General features: G+C 43.9%; 22 protein-coding genes and 2 tRNA genes. 13 read left to right on the top strand and 11 right to left on the bottom strand.

Annotation, left to right across the window (positions count from 1 at the left end; genetic code table 11):
- Positions 1-51 precede the first annotated feature (51 nt).
- Positions 52-1,932: a ferrous iron transport protein B gene (gene feoB / locus RLN88_RS15810; protein WP_350222385.1), complete on the bottom strand. Its 1,881-nt coding sequence runs from the start codon at positions 1,930-1,932 to the stop codon at positions 52-54.
- Between the two features lie 2 nt (positions 1,933-1,934).
- Complete coding sequence (locus RLN88_RS15805; RefSeq protein ID WP_350222384.1) at positions 1,935-2,162, bottom strand: FeoA family protein; 228 nt, start codon at positions 2,160-2,162, stop codon at positions 1,935-1,937.
- Between the two features lie 234 nt (positions 2,163-2,396).
- Here RLN88_RS15805 and RLN88_RS15800 point away from each other — a divergent pair, with 234 nt between their 5' ends.
- From RLN88_RS15800 to RLN88_RS15790, 3 genes are read left to right on the top strand one after another with little or no spacing between them, the layout of a single operon-like run.
- Positions 2,397-2,579, top strand: coding sequence for a hypothetical protein (locus tag RLN88_RS15800; RefSeq protein WP_350222383.1), 183 nt, complete (start codon positions 2,397-2,399; stop codon positions 2,577-2,579).
- Entirely contained in the window at positions 2,557-2,895 is a 339-nt protein-coding gene (locus RLN88_RS15795) for a hypothetical protein (protein ID WP_350222382.1), read from the top strand. Before RLN88_RS15800 ends, RLN88_RS15795 begins: the two co-directional genes overlap by 23 nt.
- Positions 2,896-2,927: 32 nt before the next feature.
- Complete coding sequence (locus RLN88_RS15790) at positions 2,928-3,455, top strand: ferritin (protein ID WP_350222381.1); 528 nt, start codon at positions 2,928-2,930, stop codon at positions 3,453-3,455.
- A gap of 104 nt (positions 3,456-3,559) precedes the next feature.
- Here RLN88_RS15790 and RLN88_RS15785 read toward each other — a convergent pair whose 3' ends face one another.
- Positions 3,560-4,099, bottom strand: a complete 540-nt coding sequence (locus RLN88_RS15785) for an RNA methyltransferase (protein WP_350222380.1) — start codon at positions 4,097-4,099, stop codon at positions 3,560-3,562.
- Between the two features lie 48 nt (positions 4,100-4,147).
- Between RLN88_RS15785 and mutS the strand changes: the two genes are divergently transcribed.
- On the top strand, positions 4,148-6,751 hold the full coding sequence (gene mutS, locus RLN88_RS15780; protein WP_350222379.1) for a DNA mismatch repair protein MutS: 2,604 nt from the start codon (positions 4,148-4,150) through the stop codon (positions 6,749-6,751).
- On the opposite strand, the gene RLN88_RS15775 is transcribed toward mutS, so the two are convergent.
- The 7 genes from RLN88_RS15775 to RLN88_RS15745 form a co-directional block, all read right to left on the bottom strand.
- A complete protein-coding gene (locus RLN88_RS15775) occupies positions 6,748-6,960 on the bottom strand; it encodes a hypothetical protein (protein WP_350222378.1) in 213 nt (70 codons plus the stop codon). The genes mutS and RLN88_RS15775 overlap by 4 nt on opposite strands.
- A 255-nt stretch (positions 6,961-7,215) precedes the next feature.
- A tRNA-Leu gene (locus RLN88_RS15770) sits at positions 7,216-7,300 on the bottom strand.
- A gap of 3 nt (positions 7,301-7,303) precedes the next feature.
- Positions 7,304-7,537, bottom strand: a complete 234-nt coding sequence (locus RLN88_RS15765) for a GIY-YIG nuclease family protein (protein WP_350222377.1) — start codon at positions 7,535-7,537, stop codon at positions 7,304-7,306.
- 181 nt (positions 7,538-7,718) lie between these two features.
- Positions 7,719-7,791 (bottom strand) — tRNA-Gly (locus RLN88_RS15760).
- A 79-nt stretch (positions 7,792-7,870) separates the two neighbouring features.
- Positions 7,871-8,803, bottom strand: coding sequence for a glycine N(alpha)-acyltransferase GlsB (glsB, locus tag RLN88_RS15755; RefSeq protein ID WP_350222376.1), 933 nt, complete (start codon positions 8,801-8,803; stop codon positions 7,871-7,873).
- Positions 8,800-9,693 (bottom strand): 1-acyl-sn-glycerol-3-phosphate acyltransferase, encoded by an 894-nt coding sequence (glsA, locus tag RLN88_RS15750; RefSeq protein ID WP_350222375.1) that lies wholly within the window; start codon positions 9,691-9,693, stop codon positions 8,800-8,802. Before glsA ends, glsB begins: the two co-directional genes overlap by 4 nt.
- The gene (locus RLN88_RS15745) at positions 9,662-10,315 is read right to left on the bottom strand and encodes a DUF4230 domain-containing protein (protein WP_350222374.1); all 654 of its coding nucleotides are present in this window, start codon (positions 10,313-10,315) and stop codon (positions 9,662-9,664) included. Before RLN88_RS15745 ends, glsA begins: the two co-directional genes overlap by 32 nt.
- A 58-nt stretch (positions 10,316-10,373) precedes the next feature.
- Here RLN88_RS15745 and arsB point away from each other — a divergent pair, with 58 nt between their 5' ends.
- The 9 genes from arsB to RLN88_RS15700 all read left to right on the top strand — a co-directional run bounded on the left by arsB (position 10,374) and on the right by RLN88_RS15700 (position 20,141).
- Positions 10,374-11,420 carry an ACR3 family arsenite efflux transporter gene (gene arsB, locus RLN88_RS15740; protein WP_350222373.1) on the top strand — a complete coding sequence of 349 codons (1,047 nt, stop codon included), beginning with the start codon at positions 10,374-10,376 and terminating at the stop codon, positions 11,418-11,420.
- 23 nt (positions 11,421-11,443) lie between these two features.
- Positions 11,444-11,770, top strand: coding sequence for an ArsR/SmtB family transcription factor (locus tag RLN88_RS15735; RefSeq protein ID WP_350222372.1), 327 nt, complete (start codon positions 11,444-11,446; stop codon positions 11,768-11,770).
- Positions 11,771-11,810: 40 nt separating this feature from the next.
- The gene (locus tag RLN88_RS15730) at positions 11,811-12,179 is read left to right on the top strand and encodes a VOC family protein (protein ID WP_350222371.1); all 369 of its coding nucleotides are present in this window, start codon (positions 11,811-11,813) and stop codon (positions 12,177-12,179) included.
- Positions 12,180-12,189: 10 nt separating this feature from the next.
- On the top strand, positions 12,190-12,621 hold the full coding sequence (locus RLN88_RS15725; protein WP_350222370.1) for an ArsI/CadI family heavy metal resistance metalloenzyme: 432 nt from the start codon (positions 12,190-12,192) through the stop codon (positions 12,619-12,621).
- Between the two features lie 89 nt (positions 12,622-12,710).
- Entirely contained in the window at positions 12,711-13,304 is a 594-nt protein-coding gene (locus tag RLN88_RS15720; protein ID WP_350222369.1) for an arsenate-mycothiol transferase ArsC, read from the top strand.
- A gap of 46 nt (positions 13,305-13,350) precedes the next feature.
- The gene (locus RLN88_RS15715; RefSeq protein ID WP_350222368.1) at positions 13,351-14,676 is read left to right on the top strand and encodes an NAD(P)/FAD-dependent oxidoreductase; all 1,326 of its coding nucleotides are present in this window, start codon (positions 13,351-13,353) and stop codon (positions 14,674-14,676) included.
- A 94-nt stretch (positions 14,677-14,770) separates the two neighbouring features.
- Positions 14,771-15,763 carry an AAA family ATPase gene (locus RLN88_RS15710; protein WP_350222367.1) on the top strand — a complete coding sequence of 331 codons (993 nt, stop codon included), beginning with the start codon at positions 14,771-14,773 and terminating at the stop codon, positions 15,761-15,763.
- A gap of 187 nt (positions 15,764-15,950) precedes the next feature.
- Positions 15,951-17,180, top strand: coding sequence for a beta-helix domain-containing protein (locus tag RLN88_RS15705; protein ID WP_350222366.1), 1,230 nt, complete (start codon positions 15,951-15,953; stop codon positions 17,178-17,180).
- Between the two features lie 87 nt (positions 17,181-17,267).
- Positions 17,268-20,141 carry a TonB-dependent receptor gene (locus RLN88_RS15700; protein ID WP_350222365.1) on the top strand — a complete coding sequence of 958 codons (2,874 nt, stop codon included), beginning with the start codon at positions 17,268-17,270 and terminating at the stop codon, positions 20,139-20,141.
- A 50-nt stretch (positions 20,142-20,191) separates the two neighbouring features.
- Here RLN88_RS15700 and RLN88_RS15695 read toward each other — a convergent pair whose 3' ends face one another.
- Positions 20,192-20,584, bottom strand: a complete 393-nt coding sequence (locus RLN88_RS15695; RefSeq protein ID WP_350222364.1) for a lysozyme inhibitor LprI family protein — start codon at positions 20,582-20,584, stop codon at positions 20,192-20,194.
- Positions 20,585-20,621: the final 37 nt, after the last annotated feature.

The raw sequence follows: 20,621 nt of genomic DNA, 5'->3' as shown, positions 1-20,621 counted from the left end.
CTAAAAAGTAGCACGAAGAGAAGAAAAGTAATCCGACGACAGCCAGCTGAATCATGATAATAGTTGATAAGCCAAAAGTGAACTAAAATAAGCCAGGGTGGTCATATACCCCAGTTGAACCAACGGCCATTTCCAGCTTTTCGTTTCACGCTTGGTCACAGCCAGTGTGCTCATGCATTGCATGGCAAATGCATAGAAAATCATTAGTGAAATGCCTGTGGCCAATCCATATCGTTTTTCGCCAGTTGCGGGGTTTATTTCCTGATTCATTCGCTCCAGCAAGGAAGCCTCGTCATCCGATTCATCGATGCTGTAAATGGTGGCCATTGTGCCTACAAAAACCTCTCTTGCAGCAAAGGAGGTGATCAGGGAAATCCCGATTTTCCAGTCATACCCCAGCGGCTCAATGGCCGGCTCAATCTGCTTACCAAGTATCCCAATGAATGAAGTCTCTAATGAAGTTTGTGGTAGGATCTCATCAGTTTCATTTGAGCCTCGAAAAGAGTCCGGGCCGTAAGAGCCTAGCACCCAGAGGATGATCGAGATCGCCAAAATGATACGACCGGCACCCCAGACAAAAGCCATACTTTTTTCATAGACATTGTACACCACATTTCTAAATTTCGGCATCTGGTATCGAGGCATCTCCATGATCAAAAAGCTCTTGGATTTGGTCAGGAGAATGGCCTTGAATATCATGGCAAAAAACAATGCGGCAATAGTCCCTAGCATATACATGCCAAAAAGCACCAACCCCTGAAGATTGATAAATCCGAGAACAAGTTGATTTGGAACTGTAAGTGCTATGAGCAAGATGTAAACAGGTAATCTGGCAGAACAGCTCATGAGTGGGGTGACCAGAATGGTGATCAGTCGTTCTTTAGGCTGATCAATGGATCGGCTGGACATAATTGCAGGAATGGCACATGCCACACTTGAAATCAGAGGCACCACACTTTTTCCATGAAGTCCGAACGGTCGCATGATCTTATCCATCAGGAATACCACACGGGTCATATAGCCCGTCTCCTCAAGCACGGTCAGAAACAAGAACAGAAAAGCAATCTGAGGGATGAATATCACAACACCTCCAATACCGGGAATGATTCCCTCAGTAACCAGTGAGGAAAGCGGGCCTTCGGGCAGACGATGCGATAAGAACGAGCTGGAAGTGATGAAGAAGTTATCGATCAGATCCATGGGCACATTGGCAAACACATAGATGAACTGGAAGATCACAAAGAGTATGGCTAGGAAAATGGCATAGCCCCACACTTTATGCAGCAGAATTCTGTCCAGTCCGTTGGTGATGTTATGCGACTTTCTCTCTCCTTTCGGAAGAAACTTTAAGAGCTTGTCAATCTTTTGATATCGTGCTTCAGTCTCCTTTAGATAATCCACTCCGTTATCACTCTGATAGAATGGTTGCCAGGAATCGGGTGCCTCGAAGGAAGCAATGGCTTTTTTTAATGGCTCAATGTCTCCTTCACGGGCATTTAGTGGAACAACTGGAATTCCACCTAGCAGTGAGCTCAATTTTACAGTTGAGATTTCTCTCTTATCCTTTTGACTCAGGTCAATTCTGTTGAGCACCAGAATTACAGGAAGCTTGAGGTCGTATATCTGGGTAAAAAGCAACAGGTTTCTATTGAGGTTGCTTGCGTCCACAATAACAACCACAGCATCGGGTGCGGAATCTCCCGTGAGATAATCGAGCACCACTTTCTCATCTTCCGTTTTGGGATGGATGCTGTAAGTCCCCGGTAAATCGACCACCTCAACGGTTTCGTGATCCAATTTTAATGAACCGTATTTTTTATCAACAGTAACTCCCGGATAGTTGCCTACCTTCTGGTTCAGACCTGTGAGGAGGTTGAAAATGGTGGTTTTTCCAACGTTGGGATTGCCTACTAATGCTACTTTTTTTATCAACGCTAATCCTTTTCTCTGATGGCAATCAAGTCCGCTTCGTTCCTTCTCAGCATAATCAGCTGTCCTTCTATCTGCACTAACAGGGGATCGCCAAGAGGTGCCTTTCGCAATACCTCAATCGTCTGATCTGGGTAGATGCCCATTTCATACAAGCGATCTTTCAGGTCACTCTCCTCAATGTGGGAGATGGTACAGGACACAGATGGAAGTATAGATGAAATCTTGCTCATTTACCTTGCTCTTGCGGCATTCGTTTGAGATTCAACAGGGACAAAATTACTTATTAAGAATGAATCTAAATAATGAAAAGCCATTGATTTTAGACGGCACGAATATCGCCTCACTCCAACTTCGAAATCATGACAAAAGTCATTTAGAATAATTCTAAATAACCTTGGAACATTCCTCGAACGGAATTACGTTTGCACTCTATTTAGAATCTATCTAAATAGTGAAATGCGAAGATGAACAGTACACCCGTAGCGAGAAGAACATCCAAACTTTATGAAGAGTACGCCCTGAAGAAAAAGAAGGCGAAGAAATTGAAGAAGGAATGTTGCTTCAAGTACGCCAAGAAAAAAGGAAAGTACTGCAAATCATGCCCGGTTTTACATGCAATGCTCAATGACAAGAGAAGAAATTTTTAGTACAAAAAGTGCCTCTATTACACAATGCGAGCGTACCGACTCGTTTGTGCTGGTGTTTGATCGTGAGGAAATCACCTTCAAGCTTTGTGATTTATTTGCATTAAGAAAGAGGATCATGGAGATGGACATCATGGAGTTGTTTGAAAGTACAGCCCCGGATGTAGAGGTGATTCACCTGCCTCATTGCGATCGGTTCCTGCTGCTCAACCTTCGGGAGATACTGGAATTTAGAGAGCTTCTAAACGGAACGTTCGATACCTTAGCACTTAACAGTGCCATTCAAAAGATTCTGCGAAAGAACGTATTCAACTTTTGATTGGTTGATTTAATAAGCCAAGAAGAATAATTATGAAAGATATTTTGAGGAGACATCATGTCCTGAAAGATGAGATCGTAGATGTACTCAACCGACAGATAAAAATGGAAGCCCATTCTTCTGCTGCATACCTGGCCATGGCGGCATGGTGTGACGTCAGAGGGTATGACAATAGCGCAGATTTCTTCTTCAAGCAATCGGATGAAGAGCGCAAGCACCAACTGAAATTATTTCACTACCTGTGTGACATGGAATGTGATGCAGTGTCTCCTACTGTTGGCGAAAGCCAGCATGATTTCGGATCACTGAGAGAAGTGTTCGAAAAAGCTTTGGAGCACGAGATTGCCGTATCTGATGCGATCCATGAGATTGTGGGAGAATGCAGAAAATATAATGACATTGCTACCGAAGAATTCATGAGATGGTTTGTGCAGGAGCAGATCGAAGAAGAGTATGTAGCCAGAAGAGCGCTCGAGCTATTTGATGTACTTGGTGAAGACAAGATTGCCCTTGGCATGTTCGAAGAGCGAATTCTTGGAATCGAGTACGAAGGGGGTTAATCTCATTTGTGTCATTTCGACCGAAGGGAGAAATCTTTATGATTCAGAGGATAGATTCCTCATATTCATTCGGAATGACAAGAAAAAGAAAATTGCAAGCTTCTCTATACGGGAAGCTTTTTTTGTTTACTCACAAAGTCCCAAAGCACCACACCAATACTCACGGAGATATTCAACGAATGCTTCGTGCCATATTGAGGTATTTCCAGGACTATATCAGCCGATTCTACCACCTTGTCATTTACCCCAAATACCTCGTTTCCAAAGACAAAGGCATATTTCCCACTCAACTCAACCTGAAAATCCAGCAATGAAGTGCTCTCATCAGCCTGTTCCACAGCAATGATTTGATAACCATCTCTTTTAAGCTGATCAATACAATCCATGATGCCTCCCACATGCTCCCAATCCACCGTATCCTGGGCTCCCAGGGCAGTTTTGTTGATCTCCCGATGAGGAGGCTGAGCAGTAATGCCGCACAGGTAAATTCTTTCGAGCCGGAATGCATCGGATGTACGAAAAGCAGAGCCTACATTCATGGCACTTCGCACATCATCCAGTACCAGAACAGCCGGTATTTTCTCCGCACTTTTAAATTCCTCCGGTGACAGGCGGTTTAGCTCTTCGTTCTTTATTTTCCTCATCGGTAATTCCTAATATTGCAATCACCAAAATTAGTCCCATCTAAACACATGGCAGGAAGCAAGGCAGCTAAGGAAACTCCACTGATGAAACAATACAATCAGATCAAGACTCGGTACCCTGGAGCTCTGTTGTTGTTTCGCGTGGGGGATTTCTACGAGACCTTCGGAGAAGATGCTGTCAAAGCGAGTAAGACCCTGGATATTGTCCTGACCAAGCGGGCGAATGGATCACAGAAAGAAATGGAGCTGGCAGGCTTTCCCCATCACGCCATGGACACCTACCTGCCCAAGCTGGTGCGTGCGGGATATCGTGTGGCCATCTGTGATCAGTTGGAAGATCCAAAATCGGTAAAAGGCATTGTGAAGCGAGGAGTGACCGAGCTGGTGACTCCCGGACTCTCTTTGAATGACAATGTGCTTGATCAGCGAAAGAACAACTTTCTGGCTTCCGTCTATTATCACAAAGACCGATGCGGAGTAGCTTTTCTCGACTTGTCCACCGGGGAGTTCATGGTATCTGCCGGCACAGAAGACTATACCGACAAGCTGATCCGTGGATTTCAGCCCTCAGAGATTATTTATCCCAAAGCCAACCGCGACTGGTATGGTGCAAAGTATGGAGAGCATTTCTCCTCCTATGCCTTGGAAGAATGGATTTTCAGCAAGGACTATGGCTATGAAAAGCTCACCACGCACTTCAATGTACCAAACCTCAAGGGGTACGGCATTGAAGAACTGACGGAAGGAATCCTTGCAGCCGGAGCGATCCTGTATTACCTCGATGAGACCGAGCATAAAGAGACCAATCACATCAAGTCGATCTCGCGGATTGATGAGAATAAATACGTATGGCTTGATCGCTTCACCATCCGAAACCTGGAGCTGATCCAGCCTGCCCAGCCGGATGGTATATCCCTAATCGACACGATCAACCAGACCCTTACGGCCATGGGAGGCAGATTGTTGAGGAAATGGATGGTGCTGCCATTGAAGAGCAAACCGGAGATTGATCAGCGGCTGGATATTGTGGAGACGCTTACTCAGGAAGATGAGCTTCAATCATCCTTACGGGAGTACTTAGAAAGAATCGGAGACCTGGAGCGACTGGTCGGTAAAGTGGCCACCAGCCGGGTCAACCCACGAGAACTGCTGCAACTGAAAAAGAGCCTTTCGCAAATTCAACCTATTCGTGACCTTCTAAAAGAGGGAAAAGCATTCAATGCGTTTCATGATTTATTGAATCCGTGTGAAAAGCTGATCGAAAAGCTTACCACAGAATTGAAAGATGATGCCCCGCTGCAATTGCATCAGGGGAATGTGATCCAGACAGGTGTAAATGCAGAGCTTGATGAGCTCCGAGCAATCTCCACATCAGGTAAAGATTTTCTTTCCGGTATACGGGATAGGGAAGTGGAGCAGACAGGGATCAGTTCCCTGAAGATTGCTTACAACAAGGTGTTTGGCTATTACCTGGAGGTTTCCAACGCACACAGAGACAAGGTGCCCCAAGAGTGGATTAGAAAACAGACACTGGTCAATGCCGAGCGATACATCACCGAAGAGCTGAAGCAATACGAGGAAAAGATTCTCGGTGCGGAATCCAAGATCCAGGTGCTGGAGCAGAAGCTCTATTCTGAGCTGGTAGCTTTTGCTCACACGTACATTGATGCGATCCAGCAAAACGCAAAAGTGATTGCGCAACTCGATTGCCTCTCCTGTTTTGCGCAGCAGGCCCAATCATACAATTACTGCCGTCCGAATATCTCGGAAGAAACTGTCATCGATATAAAGGAAGGGCGACATCCGGTCATCGAGCGGAATCTGGTGCAAGGAGAAGAATACATTTCTAATGATCTCTACCTCGACAATGAATCCCAGCAGGTGATAATCATCACCGGACCAAACATGGCTGGTAAGTCGGCACTGCTGAGACAGACCGCACTCATCACACTGATGGCCCAGATGGGATCGTTTGTTCCAGCAGGTTATGCCAAGATTGGTTTGGTGGACAAGGTATTTACACGGGTGGGCGCGTCGGACAACCTGTCGCGTGGAGAGTCTACCTTCATGGTGGAGATGACGGAGACCGCCAGTATCCTCAACAACCTCAGCGACCGTTCACTGGTGCTGATGGATGAGATCGGACGAGGGACAAGTACCTACGACGGGATATCAATTGCATGGTCGATTGTGGAGCACCTACACAACCATCCGAAAGCGAAAGCGAAGACCTTGTTTGCCACGCACTATCATGAGCTGAACGAGCTGGCCAAGGATCTTCCACGCGTGAAAAATTTCAACGTATCGGTGAAGGAGCTGGAGAATAAAGTGATCTTTATGCGGAAGCTGGTGGAGGGTGGAAGTGAGCACAGCTTCGGCATACATGTGGCGCAGATGGCCGGGATGCCAAATGAAATCGTGATTCGGGCGAACGAGATTTTGAAACATCTCGAAAAGGAAAAGCTGCCGGAATCAGAGCGAAAAAAGTTGGAGGAACTACCTACCAAGCAATTTCAAATGAATTTGTTTGAGGCTGATCCGCGGATGGAGCGCATGCTCGACATCCTGCGGAATGTGGATATTAATGCGACCTCTCCGGTGGAGGCGCTGCTTAAGTTAAATGAATTGAAGGAGGTGCTGAAGGGGGCTTAAGCCGCCAGCATTTCGTTTTGCATGGAGTTAGCTTCCATGATCAGGCTGTTCACGTACTGAAGTTGAGATTCCAGCTCATCACTGCTTCTTCCTTCCAAAAGTCTTACCAAGTGCTTTCTGATTTTAACAGCACATTCTAGCGTCATTTCGATCTCTTCGTTGAACATTTTCTTCTTGTTTTTAGAGTGGTTTGTATTTTTTGCCTTCATAGACGATACAAAGATGATGAATACTCGGAGGCTAACTTCCTGTGAAAATCTGGATATTCAACTACGTAAAATTACTAGTCGATTTTTGCGGCATTTGAGCCCTCGATTAAAGGGAGTATTTCATCGATGGTTGTGATGGTTTAAGTCGAAAGAAGTTGTGGTTGGTTGGGATTTGGAGTAGCGTCTCTAGTGAGAAATTGGATGAAGAGATTCCCTTGAAAATAAAAAAGCCCGACCATGATCGGGCTTTAAGAGTACCTCGGATGGGACTTGAACCCATACGACCGCAATGGTCACAGGATTTTAAGTCCTGCGTGTCTACCAATTCCACCACCGAGGCATATTAAAGACTCCTTAGGAAGTCCTTACCAATGCCAGATTTAAGATACTTTTCTCTTTCTCTGGCTTTAAATCTAGTTTCGAACATTTCTGAATGAATCAGGACAAAGGGTCGATATGGCCTGGTTGTCTTGTTTTTCCCTCCATTATGTTCGGATAATCTTCTTTCAAGATTATCTGTAAGCCCTACATATATGTAGTTTCTACTGTCACTTCTTATTGCATAAACGTAAAACATTTTGTTTTAAGTCCTGCGTATCTAAAAACCTGCCTACCGCAGGCAGGTTCCACCACCGAGGCAAATTACTATTGTAGATTTTTGATCTTAGATTGAACTGGCACTAAACATGTGCTAACAAAAATGGCCCCTGAGGGCCAAAATCTAAAATCGTAAATTTTTCAAATCTACAATCTGTTTGAGCGGGAGACGGGATTCGAACCCGCGACCCCAACCTTGGCAAGGTTGTGCTCTACCAGCTGAGCTACTCTCGCTTATCCTTCTTCCTTTGAAAAGGACTGCAAATTTATATGAACCATTGAAAATTGCAATAGATTAATTTGGGTCTTTTAATCAATAATTCACATGCCGATCAATCACCTCCTGGTGGATGTCTGCAATGGTTACCAGAATAGCCGTTTCTTCCACATCTCCGAAATCAGGATTCTGGGCGGTACCAAACGTCATCATGGTGGATGACAGGCTCATGTAAATATTGATCAGTGGAGGAACAAACTCGCCTCGTTCTTTCAGGAGCTTGTGCAGTAGCTTGAAACCTTCCTGATAGTCCAGATCGGTGGTGAAGTGTTCCTTAAAAAGACGATCATCGAATCCGGCTTTTAGTTCCGGTTTCGGCTCGCATAGGCTCAGTCGGTTGGGGAAGTAATGCGCCATGAACGAAAGTAGGATGTCGCGTGCTTCTTTGTTGTAGCTGGTGTACATCGTCACCTTCCCAAAGAAGTATTTGATGTCCGGGTAGCTGGTCACCAGGCAACCCAGCCCGTCCCAGATATTCATTAAGGCAAATAACCCTTTGCGTGGGTTGATCCCCGGCTGGTAGTTGGGCTGCACCCACGACCTGCCCAGCTCAATCGAGTAAGGCAGAAATTCTTTTTTCATCTGATCAGAGAAATCGAAGTAATGTGCAGTGGACAGGTCAAACTCTCCTGTCTCCGGATTTTGGGCTCGCTCTCCGGTGATGAATCTGTATCCACCAATGATTTCCCGATCCTCAGGACTATATACCACCAGCTGCTCGTAGCACCGCTCGCTGGTATCTGCCTCATCGATATCCAAGGCCTCACCAGTACCCCCTCCGGCATATCGGAACGAAACTTCCCGCAGACGCCCCACCTCCTGCATGGTGTGAGGGGAATTGTGGTGATTGATGATGTAGATTTTATTGCCGCCCTTGTTGGTGTCCCGCACAAAGCGCTCGTCATTGAGCTCCTGCTCTATCAGGTCTCTATCAACCGGGGGTATTATGTCCTGTTGGCTTTTGCTCACGCTTCTTTCAATTTATAAACTTCTCCCTTCATCCACTGCGCCCATTCAAAGTCGTTTTTTTCAATGGTGAAGGTATTTGGTAAAACCGGCTCACCAATCACAATGTTCACCGTTTTGTTTTCCTGCTTGAAAAGCTCATCCACCAGGAAGAACATTTCGATATTCAATTTAATGCCTAAAAATTTTCTGATCCTGGCCATTCGATAAAACCGGTTGGTCAGCCGTCCGTCTATGTGCACCGGCACTACTGGCTTGCCGTATTTTTTGGCTTTGGTCACAAATGTCTTTTTCCACTCCAGGTCCATGATCTCACCATGGACCTTTCGGCTTACCAATCCTGAAGGGAAGAGAAAGGTGGCGGTATTGGAAGCAAACTGCTCTTCTACTTTTTGCAGGGATTCTGCCGCACTTCGTCCTACTTTATTTACTCCCACAAATTTCTCTTTCAGGTTCTTCACCGCCATCAGCAAGTCATTCACAATGAAGGTGATATCTGGACGAACGTCTCTCAGCAGGTGAATAATGGTAATCGCATCCATCCCTCCGAAAGGGTGGTTGCTCACAAAGATGCAGCTTTGCGGAGGTTGTGGCACATGCTCCATGCCTTTGATACTGAGCTTCAGGTTTAATTCTTTCACAGCTGCTTCACAAAATTCGAATGCGTCTGCATCTTTGTTTGCCCACATGAAGGCGTTGATCCTATCCTGATGGATAATCTTTTCGATCCATCGGATAACAAAACCAGGCAGCCATTTCAGCAGCTTTGGGTTTTTGTCGGCGATCAGTTTTCGTACCTCTACAAATTTCTCCATGGGGTGAAAGCAATGATAAAGCGGTTTGTGGGTTTGGGCAAGTCCCTTATAACCCTGGCTCCTTAATAATCGGTTCATCCATGCGAAAGCTCAGGATTACCACCCGGCCGGAGATACCCTCCAACATGGGTCGGAGCACAGCGTGTGCATTTTCACGGGTCTGCTCCAGGATGCCGGATTGTATGGAAGAATTTTTTATCTCCTGCTCGGCCACCTTGTACAATTCCTGAATGAAATTCTTGCGTTCATCCTGCCGCATGTAGTCAATCTGTAGGTCGTACAACCGGGATTTTTCCAGGTCAATTTTGAAGTAGCAGATCTCTGGAGCAGGGAGCGAAAGGTACACTGTGTCATTTTCGATGCTGATATCTTCCGGTTTGATTTTAGCAAAATCGATGCACCCGACAGCACTACCCTGGCTGATAAGTACAGCTTTGGAGTCAGGTATGGGTTTGTATTTGAAGATCTTCAAATCAATCTCATTGGCGATTTTTTTCACCTCAGTCACTTCCTGGAAGTTGTATTTCACCAGTTCCATTTTGCCCATTTGCTCCACTCGGGTAAGAATGGTATTCGTCTCTATTTTCGTCACACGTTCTTTAGAGAAATTCATTTTTTCCTGCAGGAGCATCCACGACAGCAAACCGACGGTCAGCAGCCAGGGTAGAATTTTCAGAATGAGCTTAGCCAAATTGATCATAGGCAAAAGATACAAACTTTTGATTCTTATCTATTCATTGTAATATTGCGATAAATAAATGAATGGTATGAAGAAACTAAGCTTTCTGGATAGAAACCTTACACTTTGGATTTTTACAGCAATGGCACTGGGGGTTGGTATTGGATATTTTTTTCCTTTTGTGGCAGACACGGTCAATGCGATGAGTTCGGGTAGCACCAACGTGCCCATAGCCATTGGATTGATCCTAATGATGTATCCGCCACTTGCCAAAGTGAATTATTCCCTATTGCCCAAAGTATTTCGAAATGTAAAGATTCTCAGCCTGTCTTTATTTCTCAACTGGATTGTGGGTCCATTGCTGATGTTCATTTTGGCCATAACATTTCTTCAGGACTACCCTGAGTATATGATCGGGTTGATTTTGATTGGCCTGGCCCGATGCATAGCCATGGTACTGGTGTGGAATGATCTGGCGGAAGGCAGCAGTGAATATGGGGCAGGGCTGGTGGCACTCAATAGTATTTTTCAGGTGTTTGGATACAGTTTTTATGCCTGGCTGTTTATCACCAAGCTGCCTCCCTACTTCGGTTTTGATGGCGCAATCGTGGATATTTCCATTGTCACCATTGCTGAGAGTGTGGCCATTTACCTGGGGATTCCTTTTGTGGCCGGAATTTTCAGTAGGCTGATCCTGGTAAAGATGAAAGGTGAGGATTGGTACAAAAATGTCTTTATTCCTACCATATCTCCGATGACCTTGATTGCTCTCCTATTTACCATTATGGTGATGTTTTCCCTGAAAGGTCAGCTGATCGTTGAAATTCCCCTGGATGTGCTCAGAATAGCCTTACCTCTGTTGATTTATTTTGTGCTCATGTTCCTGATCGGGTTTTTTATAAGCAAGGCCATGGGAGCGGAATATGACAAAAATGCTTCGGTAGCCTTTACGGCTGCTGGCAATAATTTCGAATTAGCCATTGCCGTTGCAATTGCTGTGTTTGGACTTAATTCAGGGCAGGCTTTTGCAGGGGTGATAGGACCTTTGGTAGAAGTTCCTGCATTAATTTTACTGGTGCGTGTGGCATTCTGGTTAAGAAAAAAATATTATTTCACAACCAAATAATCTATTCATCGTAATATTACGATATGGGAATTAGCAAAACCGACTTATTTACTTCTGAGCAAAATGAACTGGCACTAGTGGCCAAAGCATTTGCTCATCCTGCGCGGGTAGCAATTCTCGAGCATTTGATTAAAGCCAATCAATGCATCAACAGCGATCTGGTGGAGGAACTGGGCCTGGCCCAGGCAACTATCTCTCAGCATTTGAAAGAATTGAAAAGTGTAGGGCTGATCAAGGGGACAGTGGAAGGCACCTCTATGTGCTACTGCATCAATGCGGAGGTTTGGAATGGCGTGAAAGAGCGGCTGCAGGGCTTAATGGATAGCTATAACCCTGCAGAGTGCTGTTAAAAAAATTTGATCTTTTTAATCGTAATAATACGATATAACGATGAAAAAATACTTTGTTAAAAGTGAAAATCTAAACAACAGCCTCGTCTTCTATCGGGCACTGTTTGACCGGATGCCGGACCGGATGGGGGTTGACCGAATGCAATTCACCATAAATGATTTTCAACTGGAAGTGATAGAGGGAAAAGCAACGGAACAGGACGCTGATTTTGAACTGAGGATTTCGGACAAAGACAAGCTTGAAAAAATTGGAGCGCGCATGAGTAGGTTCAAATCTGTGGAGAAACTGAACAGTGATTGTGAGGTGATTGATCAGTCGATTGGCTTGATCGACCCGGATGGCTATCGCTGGGTAGTAGGAAATCCGGAAGCGGAAGTTCGCTTCGAAAAATGCTATGTAACAAACTAAATCAAATATTATGGAACAATTCAAATTTCATGTAGGACTAAATGTGTCTGACATTGAGCAAACAACCATTTTTTACGAAAAACTCTTTGGCCAAAAGCCGGTCAAGGTAGAAAAAGGATACAGCAAGTTTGAGCTGGAAAATCCCGGACTGGTGATCTCTTTTATTGAATCCAGGGAAGCCCAGCCGCGTTTTGGCCATATGGGGATCCGGGTGAATTCCCAGGAAGAACTGGTAGCAAAGAAAGGGGAGCTGGAGGCTTTGATGAAAATCGAATTGGAAGAGAAAAACACATCTTGCTGCTATGCTGTGCAGGATAAGTTTTGGGTGAGAGATCCGGACGGGTACGAGTGGGAAGTGTATCATTTTCTCAAGGATGACGATAAAATGGGCGGCAGACAATCTGTCGGAGAAAGTAAAAAGGAACTGGCAGGATGTTGTTAATTTAGTTGTGGCTCAAAAGGTCTTTCCTACTGAAACTGTCATTCTGACGAAGGAAGAATCTAGACCCTTTGAGCCACCCTTTTTTCATTATGAATAAAAAATTAAAGCAATACATTTCTTCACTCGGGCATACCGAGCTGGATGAGCCACGAAAAGCCATCCTGGCTGATTTGATTAATTATATTCAGGGACGCTCCGGTGCAAAACTCAACTTTATCTGTACGCACAATTCCCGGAGGAGCCACCTGAGCCAGGTATGGGCACAAACGATGGCAGCCTATTTTGGAGTCAAGGTTGAGACATTTTCAGGGGGTACGGAAGCTACCGCTTTCCACCCAAATGCAGTGGCATCTTTAGAACGTGCAGGATTTACGATAAAAGGAGGTGATGGTAAAAACCCCCAATACAAGGTTCAATTTGACGCGTCAATAGAGCCTATAATATGCTACTCAAAAACCTTTGATGACCCGGCAAATCCTGCCTCCGGTTTTGCGGCCATCATGACCTGCTCGGAGGCAGACGCAGACTGTCCGCTAGTACTGGGGGCGGATGCCAGGATCAAGCTATTTTATGAAGATCCCAAGGTTTCGGACGGCACTCCCGGAGAGACGAAAACCTACGATGAAAGGTGCCGACAGATTGCCGCTGAGATGTATTTTGTATTCAGTCAAATAAAAACCTGACTTTGGAAATTATTTGAGGGAGGAGGCTGTTTTCATCAAAAAAAGTATGCCAATACCCCAACACCTCTCACTTGCCATTCCTGAATCCAGCCTTCCAAGGATAGTTATCGTTGGAGGGGGATTTGGCGGCTTGAATCTGGCTAAAGGATTAAGGAAAACGAAGGCTCAGGTGGTTCTCCTTGACAAGAATAATTTTCATACGTTCCAGCCACTTTTATACCAGGTAGCCACAGCAGGCCTGGAGCCCGATTCCATTGCCGGCCCACTTCGCAAAGCCTTCGATGGCCAGGCCAATTATCTCTTTAGGATGGTAAAAGTGACAGGGGTGCACCCGTCTAAAAATGAAATTGAAACCACTGTGGGCAGCTTGTCATATGATTATTTGGTTATGGCCAATGGCTCGGTCACCAATTACTTCAACAAGAAAGATTTTCGTCCAAAGGTCTTGCCCCTAAAGCGGATCGTGCATGCCTTAGACTTGAGAAGTCATATCCTCCAAAACTTTGAACAGGCCGTGATGACAAAGGATGAGAAGGAGCTTGAGAAAATGATGAATATCGTGGTAGTGGGGGGCGGCCCAACGGGCGTGGAAGTAAGCGGCGCGCTGGCAGAGTTGAAGAAGCATATTTTACCTAAGGACTACCCGGATCTGGACTTCTCCCAGATGAAAATTCACCTAATAGAAGGTTCGGATAGATTACTGAATGGCATGAGTGATTTTGCCGGGAAGGAAGCCCTTCGGTACATTGGAAAGATGGGGATCAATGTTCAGTTAAACACCTTTGTTGAGGACTATGATGGAGATAGTGTAAAGTTAAATTCAGGATACATCGAATCGGCAACAGTAATCTGGTCTGCGGGGGTCAGGGGAAATGTTGTAGATGGCCTTGATGCCCGTTCTGTTGAGCGAAGCAGAATTTTGGTGGATGAGTTTAACAGAGTGAAAGGGACAGAAAATATTTTTGCCATCGGGGATGTGGCCATGATGCAAAGCGATAAATTCCCTAGTGGACACCCAATGGTTGCTCCGGTGGCCATTCAGCAAGGGAGACATCTGGCAAACAACTTACGAAGGAAGATTTCGGGATCAGAATTTATTCCTTTCAAATATTTTGATAAAGGATCCATGGCCACCATCGGAAAAAATAAGGCGGTGGTAGATATGCCCAACGGGATGCACTTCAGGGGCTTCATGGCCTGGATCATTTGGATGTTTGTTCACATCATGTACCTCATTGGCTTCAGAAACAAGCTGATTACTTTGAACAACTGGATATGGAGTTATTTCACTTATGACAAGGGTACCCGACTGATCATTCGGACATTCAACAGGAAATTCTTAAGACGACCGGCTGCAATTAACAAGATTTAACGCCGAAAATCCTTGCATTAACCCACACTTCAAATCCTTCTTTTCAAATTTGAAGTATCTAATATTTTTGCAAGCCAAATTCAAATAAGTAAGCATGGAAGAGCAAGTGATCGATAAGGACCTTCAAAAAGAACATCAGGAGAAAATCCACAAGGTTATTTCTGAGGTGGGTAAAGTGGTGATCGGGCAGGAGTATATGGTCAACAGGCTGCTGGTCGGACTCTTTACGCAGGGCCATATTTTGCTTGAGGGCGTACCCGGCCTGGCCAAGACGCTTACCGTGAATGCACTGGCAGATGTGTTGAAGCTTGACTTTCAACGTATCCAGTTTACGCCCGATTTGCTCCCGGCCGATTTGGTGGGAACCATGATTTACAATCAGCAGAAAGCTGAGTTTGAGGTAAAAAAGGGCCCCATCTTTGCCAACCTGATCCTGGCGGACGAGGTAAACCGGTCTCCGGCTAAAGTGCAGTCTGCACTGCTGGAGGCGATGCAGGAAAAAACCGTATCTATTGGGGAGACCACCTACAAACTGGACCGGCCCTTCCTGGTGCTGGCCACTCAAAACCCGATCGATCAGGAAGGAACCTATCCGCTACCGGAAGCCCAGGTGGATCGATTCATGCTGAAAGTAAAGGTGGGCTATTTGAGTAAGGACGATGAGCTACAGGTGATGCGAAGAATCTCCAACATGAGCTTCAATCCCCAACTGGAAACGGTCCTTACGAAAGAAGACATCTTCTCCATCAGAAATGAGATCAACAACGTGACGGTTTCAGAGTCGATTGAGAAATACATTATCGAGTTGGTATTTGCCACACGAAATCCACAAGAGTACAAACTCACCGAGGAGGCTCAGTACATCCAGTTTGGAGCTTCGCCAAGGGCATCCATTAACCTGAACCTGGCCGCCAAGGCGATGGCGTTCTTCAATGAGCGGGACTATGTGTTGCCTGAAGACGTGAAGGAAATAGCGGATGATGTGCTCAACCACCGCATTTTGCTGAACTACGAGGCGGAAGCAGATGAAGTAACCACCCACGACATCATTAAATCCATATTATCTAAGGTTAACATCGCAAAATAGCGATAGACACAAAAGATTATTTTATGGTTGTCTCTTTACAATTCCTTAACAATTGTAACAGTGGCCTAACAAACATCACATTAGTTTAATGATATCGTAACAGCGCATCCGATAGCAGTTAACATTAGGCAGTCAATTTTGCGAGTACAAATTGATCTATCGAAATATTTAAAATCGCAAAAACGAAATGAAAAAATTATTTGCTATCGCAACGCTAATCGCAGGAACCCTTGTTATGGTTTCTTGCGGTGATGATGACTCCACAACCATCATTGAAGAAGTAGAAGTTATTGAAGGTGGTCTTGGTGTACTTGTTACTTCAAACATTACTTCAGATGTAACTTGGTCAGCGGATTCAATTTATGTGCTTGACGACAGAATTGCTGTTGAATCAGGCGCAACATTGACAATCGAGGCTGGAACTATCATCAAAGGAAATGCAGGAACTGGTGCTAATGCAACTGCTTTAATCATTGCTCAAGGAGCTACTCTTAATGCTGCAGGTACGGCTAGCGCACCTATCATCTTCACTTCAAGAGCAGACGAAATTACTGTTTCTGATGTGGCTGCTGGAAATTTTGCAAGCCCTAACCTATCTGATGATGTTGACGGTCTTTGGGGAGGTCTAATAGTACTTGGAAATGCTCCTATCTTCGTATCAGGAGATGCAGCTACTGCTAACATCGAAGGAATTCCACCATCTGACGATAATGGAATCTATGGTGGATCTACTGCTGCGGACAATTCAGGAACAATTACTTATGTTTCTGTAAGACACGGTGGATCTAACATTGGTGAAGGAAACGAAATCAACGGTATCACTTTCGGTGGTGTTGGTTCTGGAACTACCGTAAATCACATTGAAGTAATTGCTAACCAAGATGATGGAGTTGAGTTCTTCGGTGGAACAGTTAACGTTTCTCATGTTCTCGTGTGGAACAATGGTGACGATGCAGTTGATACTGACCAAGGATATGCAGGTACTATCGACAATGGAATCATCATCAACCCTGGCGATAAAGCTTTCGAACTTGATGGTGGCGAAGGTTCTGATGATACTCAGACTAGCGTTCACACTATCTCAAACTTCTCTGTTGAACTGGGTGGTTCTGCAGGTGCTATCGACGTAGACGATGATACCAACGTTACACTTTCTGGAATTTATTTCTACGGAATGACTGAAGACACAGGAGATTCTTACGACATGACTGATGGTAAAACTGGTATCACAAACACTTTCACAAATATCGAAATTATCGATACTTGGACTGATGATGATGATGAGCCTGTTACAACTGCACCTGGAGATTTCTTGGATGCAGCTAAATCTACAATTGTTTCTTCTCCAACCAATGCTGGAGCTAATGAAGCACAATTCACGGGATGGACTGTAGCTGATGCTAGAGGAGCATTCTAAGAATCCATAATGTAAAGAGTTTGAAAGCCCGATGAGCGATCGTCGGGCTTTTATTCATACAGATTAAAGTGTAATTAATTCGTTTTTATGAAATATTTTTTATTCGCCTTTTTGATAGTTTCAATTAATGCATTTGGGCAACAAGGGATTATTCGAGGAACAGTAATCGAAGATTCCAATGGAGAACCACTCTTCGGAGTAACAGTACAAATTAAAGGCACCACCAATGGTGCTATTACAGACTTTGATGGAAAGTTTGAAATTAAAACGAGTCCTGGTACTTATGATTTACAGGCATCTTTTGTTTCGTTTCAAACAATCACAATTAGTGGGTTGATTGTTGAAGCCAATGAAGTAACGTTAATTGATCAGATTAACCTAAAAGAAGATGTCGCTCTCTTGGACGAAGTAGTTGTGACTGCTGAAGTGGTAAAAACAACTGAAGCGGCATTGTTGACAGTAAAAAGAAAATCAGCCAACTTAATAGATGGTATTTCTGCGGCCAGCTTCAGAAAAATAGGCGATAGTGATGCCGCATCTGCAGCTAAACGAATTACGGGTGTTTCTATTGAAGGAGGCAAATATGTCTATGTTAGGGGCTTAGGTGATAGATACACCAAGACCCTCCTAAATGGAATGGATATTCCAGGGCTAGATCCAGATAGAAATAGCCTTCAGATGGATATTTTTCCAACGAATGTCTTGGATAACGTAATAGTTTCAAAAACTTTTACTGCAAATCTCCCAGCAGATTTTACTGGAGGTCTTGTAAACATAGAGACGAAAGACGTGCCGGATGTTAAAAGCATGACTGCCTCATTTGGCTTTGGTTATAATCCATCCATGCACTTCAATAGTGACTATTTGACCTACGAAGGAGGAAAAACGGATTGGCTAGGATTTGATGATGGCACTCGTGAACTGCATATTTCAGATGGAGAATTATTTCAGAATGTAAATAATCCTACGCTTCTCTCGCCAGCAGATCAGCAAGTATACAGTGCTCAATTGAGAGGATTTAATCCTCAAATGGGGGCACTTAGAGAAAGAAGCTTTATGGATTATAATTTTGGTTTTTCTTATGGCAATCAGAAGCCCATCTCATTGGGAACTTTAGGTTACAGCTTTGCCATTTCCTATAAAAACAGTACTGAATACTATGATGATGCTGTTTACAATACTTATTTGGTTAGATCTGATAGAGATGAGTTATCGTTAGCTGACCAGCGAGTTGGTGAGTTTGGAGTAAATAACGTCTTAATTGGTGGATTAGCTGGTGTAGCATTGAAAAGAGATAATGCGAAATATAAGCTGAACATCCTTAGACTTCAAAGTGGAGAAACTAAAGCAGGTTCGTTTGATCTGGAACGGACTATTGAAGTTGGGACGGATTTGATAGGTGTTTCCAATAACCTGGAGTATTCACAGAAATCCTTAACCAATTTTTATCTTTCAGGTGAACACTTTCTAGATACATGGAAATTTGAGTGGGGTTTGTCTCCGACGATTTCCAAAATAACCGATCCGGATGTTAGAAACACGCTGTATGAAAGGTTAAGAGATGGAAATCAGCAATTCACTGGAGAAGTTGAAATATCTGCCGGTAACACCAATTTCCCAATCAGGATTTGGAGGGAATTAGATGAGGTTAATTATGCAGGAAAACTTGACGCAATCAAAAATTTTGTAGCATTTGAAAATGATGCAAAAATCAGTTTTGGTGTCGGCTCAACTTATAAAGAAAGGAATTTTATTATTCGAGGTTTTGATTGGAATATTCAGCAACAAGACTTTACTGGAAACTATAATGAGATCACTGATGAGGAGAATCTTTTTCCAAACGAGGAGGGGAACTTCTATATCGCTCAGTTTATTGGTGGAAATGTGAATCAATATGATGCCACATCATCAATATATTCTTTCTACGTTTCCACTGAATTGAGTCCTGTTAATAAATTGAAGGCAATTTTGGGCATCAGGGGTGAGGATTATACCCAAAGATACACGGGGATAAATCAAAGAAATATTGAACTCAATAATGAAAAGGTGGTTGATGAATTCAACTTGTTCCCAACCGGGAATTTCATTTACAGTTTAAAGGAGAATCAAAATTTGAGACTTGCCTATACTCGCACAATTGCTAGATACTCATTCAAGGAAGCCTCATTTATTGAATACTTCGATCCACTTACTGATAGAACATTTTTAGGTGCCTTAAGTCCAATAATTAATCAGGGTGATACACTTTGGGATGGTAATATTAGATCCACCCTTATTGATAATTTTGATTTGAGATGGGAGGTGTTTGGAAAACGTGGAGAGACACTATCCGTTTCTGCATTTTACAAGACCATGAGTGATCCAATAGAAATTGTTCAATTGCGATCAGCTGCTTCAAGCAAAACTTTCCAGCCTCAAAATGTGGGTGATGCCACAGTATATGGTACCGAGATAGAGTTTAAGAAGAGTTTAAACTTCATATCTCAATCATTAGAGAATTTCTTTATCAATGGAAATACAACATTGTCTGTGTCAGAGATAACTATGACCAGACAAGAATTTGAGGCGAGACAAGCGGTTGCGCGACCAGGGCAAGAAATTGATAATAGACGAGAACTTCAAGGACAATCCCCATACATTATAAACGCAGGACTGTCTTATGACAACTTCGAAAAGGGCCTTGAAGTTGGGTTATATTACAATGTTCAAGGCAAAACACTTACCTATACTGGAGGAGTCAACGGCTTTGCTGATGTCTACAGTGTTCCATTCAATAGTCTAAACTTTAGTGCTATCAAGAGTTTTGGACAAGACGATAATATGAGATTGACTCTAAAAGTCGATAACGTTCTTAATGATAAAAGAGAATGGGAGTACGAAAGCCTTGGACTGCCTAATGAAACCTTTGAAGCCAGGTCTCCTGGAACAAGGGTAAGTTTAGGCTTTAGGTATGAATTTTAAGTTGCCATTCAAAGAGGAAAAGGGAGACTCATTTTTGAGTCTCCCTTTTTTTATTCGTTCCATAAGCTGGGGCAGTTATCTTGCTCTGCCGGCCCACCACTCATCCACAGTTTCAGTTCTTTGATTCGTTCCTTAGTATACCGTGTCATTTCTTTGCATTTGCAAGGATTGAAGACCTCCTTTCCAAATTCTTTTCTGTAGTGTCTCGACCAATCTTCCGGATAAATGGCCTTTAGGTGAGTATCGCGATACTGAATCCAATAGACCTGCTCCATGTTGAAATTTCGGAGGAACCTCTGATTTGTCTGATACTTCGCCCGGACCTGCTCAATCAGGTCTAGCATTTCCCGATCCACTTTATCAAATTCAACACACGGATCAGATCCCGATTCCGAGCATGAGAGGGAAATGCCAATGAGGAACACAAGCCATATTTTTTTCATATTCAAATAGGTAAGAAATGGTGAAAGTAGACTACCC

It is taken from the genome of Ekhidna sp. (assembly GCF_040223195.1).
In the GTDB taxonomy this organism is placed as follows: Bacteria; Bacteroidota; Bacteroidia; order Cytophagales; family Cyclobacteriaceae; genus Ekhidna.
This window is presented reverse-complemented; position numbering and strand designations above follow the sequence as displayed.

Coding starts and splice junctions, on each gene's coding strand:
- RLN88_RS15805 (WP_350222384.1), bottom strand. CDS start 2,162: ATGAGCAAGATTTCATCTATACTTCCATCTGTGTCCTGTACCATCTCC.
- RLN88_RS15800 (WP_350222383.1), top strand. CDS start 2,397: ATGAACAGTACACCCGTAGCGAGAAGAACATCCAAACTTTATGAAGAG.
- RLN88_RS15795 (WP_350222382.1), top strand. CDS start 2,557: ATGACAAGAGAAGAAATTTTTAGTACAAAAAGTGCCTCTATTACACAA.
- RLN88_RS15790 (WP_350222381.1), top strand. CDS start 2,928: ATGAAAGATATTTTGAGGAGACATCATGTCCTGAAAGATGAGATCGTA.
- RLN88_RS15785 (WP_350222380.1), bottom strand. CDS start 4,099: ATGAGGAAAATAAAGAACGAAGAGCTAAACCGCCTGTCACCGGAGGAA.
- mutS (WP_350222379.1), top strand. CDS start 4,148: ATGGCAGGAAGCAAGGCAGCTAAGGAAACTCCACTGATGAAACAATAC.
- RLN88_RS15775 (WP_350222378.1), bottom strand. CDS start 6,960: ATGAAGGCAAAAAATACAAACCACTCTAAAAACAAGAAGAAAATGTTC.
- RLN88_RS15765 (WP_350222377.1), bottom strand. CDS start 7,537: ATGTTTTACGTTTATGCAATAAGAAGTGACAGTAGAAACTACATATAT.
- glsA (WP_350222375.1), bottom strand. CDS start 9,693: ATGAACCGATTATTAAGGAGCCAGGGTTATAAGGGACTTGCCCAAACC.
- RLN88_RS15745 (WP_350222374.1), bottom strand. CDS start 10,315: ATGATCAATTTGGCTAAGCTCATTCTGAAAATTCTACCCTGGCTGCTG.
- arsB (WP_350222373.1), top strand. CDS start 10,374: ATGAATGGTATGAAGAAACTAAGCTTTCTGGATAGAAACCTTACACTT.
- RLN88_RS15735 (WP_350222372.1), top strand. CDS start 11,444: ATGGGAATTAGCAAAACCGACTTATTTACTTCTGAGCAAAATGAACTG.
- RLN88_RS15730 (WP_350222371.1), top strand. CDS start 11,811: ATGAAAAAATACTTTGTTAAAAGTGAAAATCTAAACAACAGCCTCGTC.
- RLN88_RS15725 (WP_350222370.1), top strand. CDS start 12,190: ATGGAACAATTCAAATTTCATGTAGGACTAAATGTGTCTGACATTGAG.
- RLN88_RS15720 (WP_350222369.1), top strand. CDS start 12,711: ATGAATAAAAAATTAAAGCAATACATTTCTTCACTCGGGCATACCGAG.
- RLN88_RS15715 (WP_350222368.1), top strand. CDS start 13,351: ATGCCAATACCCCAACACCTCTCACTTGCCATTCCTGAATCCAGCCTT.
- RLN88_RS15710 (WP_350222367.1), top strand. CDS start 14,771: ATGGAAGAGCAAGTGATCGATAAGGACCTTCAAAAAGAACATCAGGAG.
- RLN88_RS15705 (WP_350222366.1), top strand. CDS start 15,951: ATGAAAAAATTATTTGCTATCGCAACGCTAATCGCAGGAACCCTTGTT.
- RLN88_RS15700 (WP_350222365.1), top strand. CDS start 17,268: ATGAAATATTTTTTATTCGCCTTTTTGATAGTTTCAATTAATGCATTT.
- RLN88_RS15695 (WP_350222364.1), bottom strand. CDS start 20,584: ATGAAAAAAATATGGCTTGTGTTCCTCATTGGCATTTCCCTCTCATGC.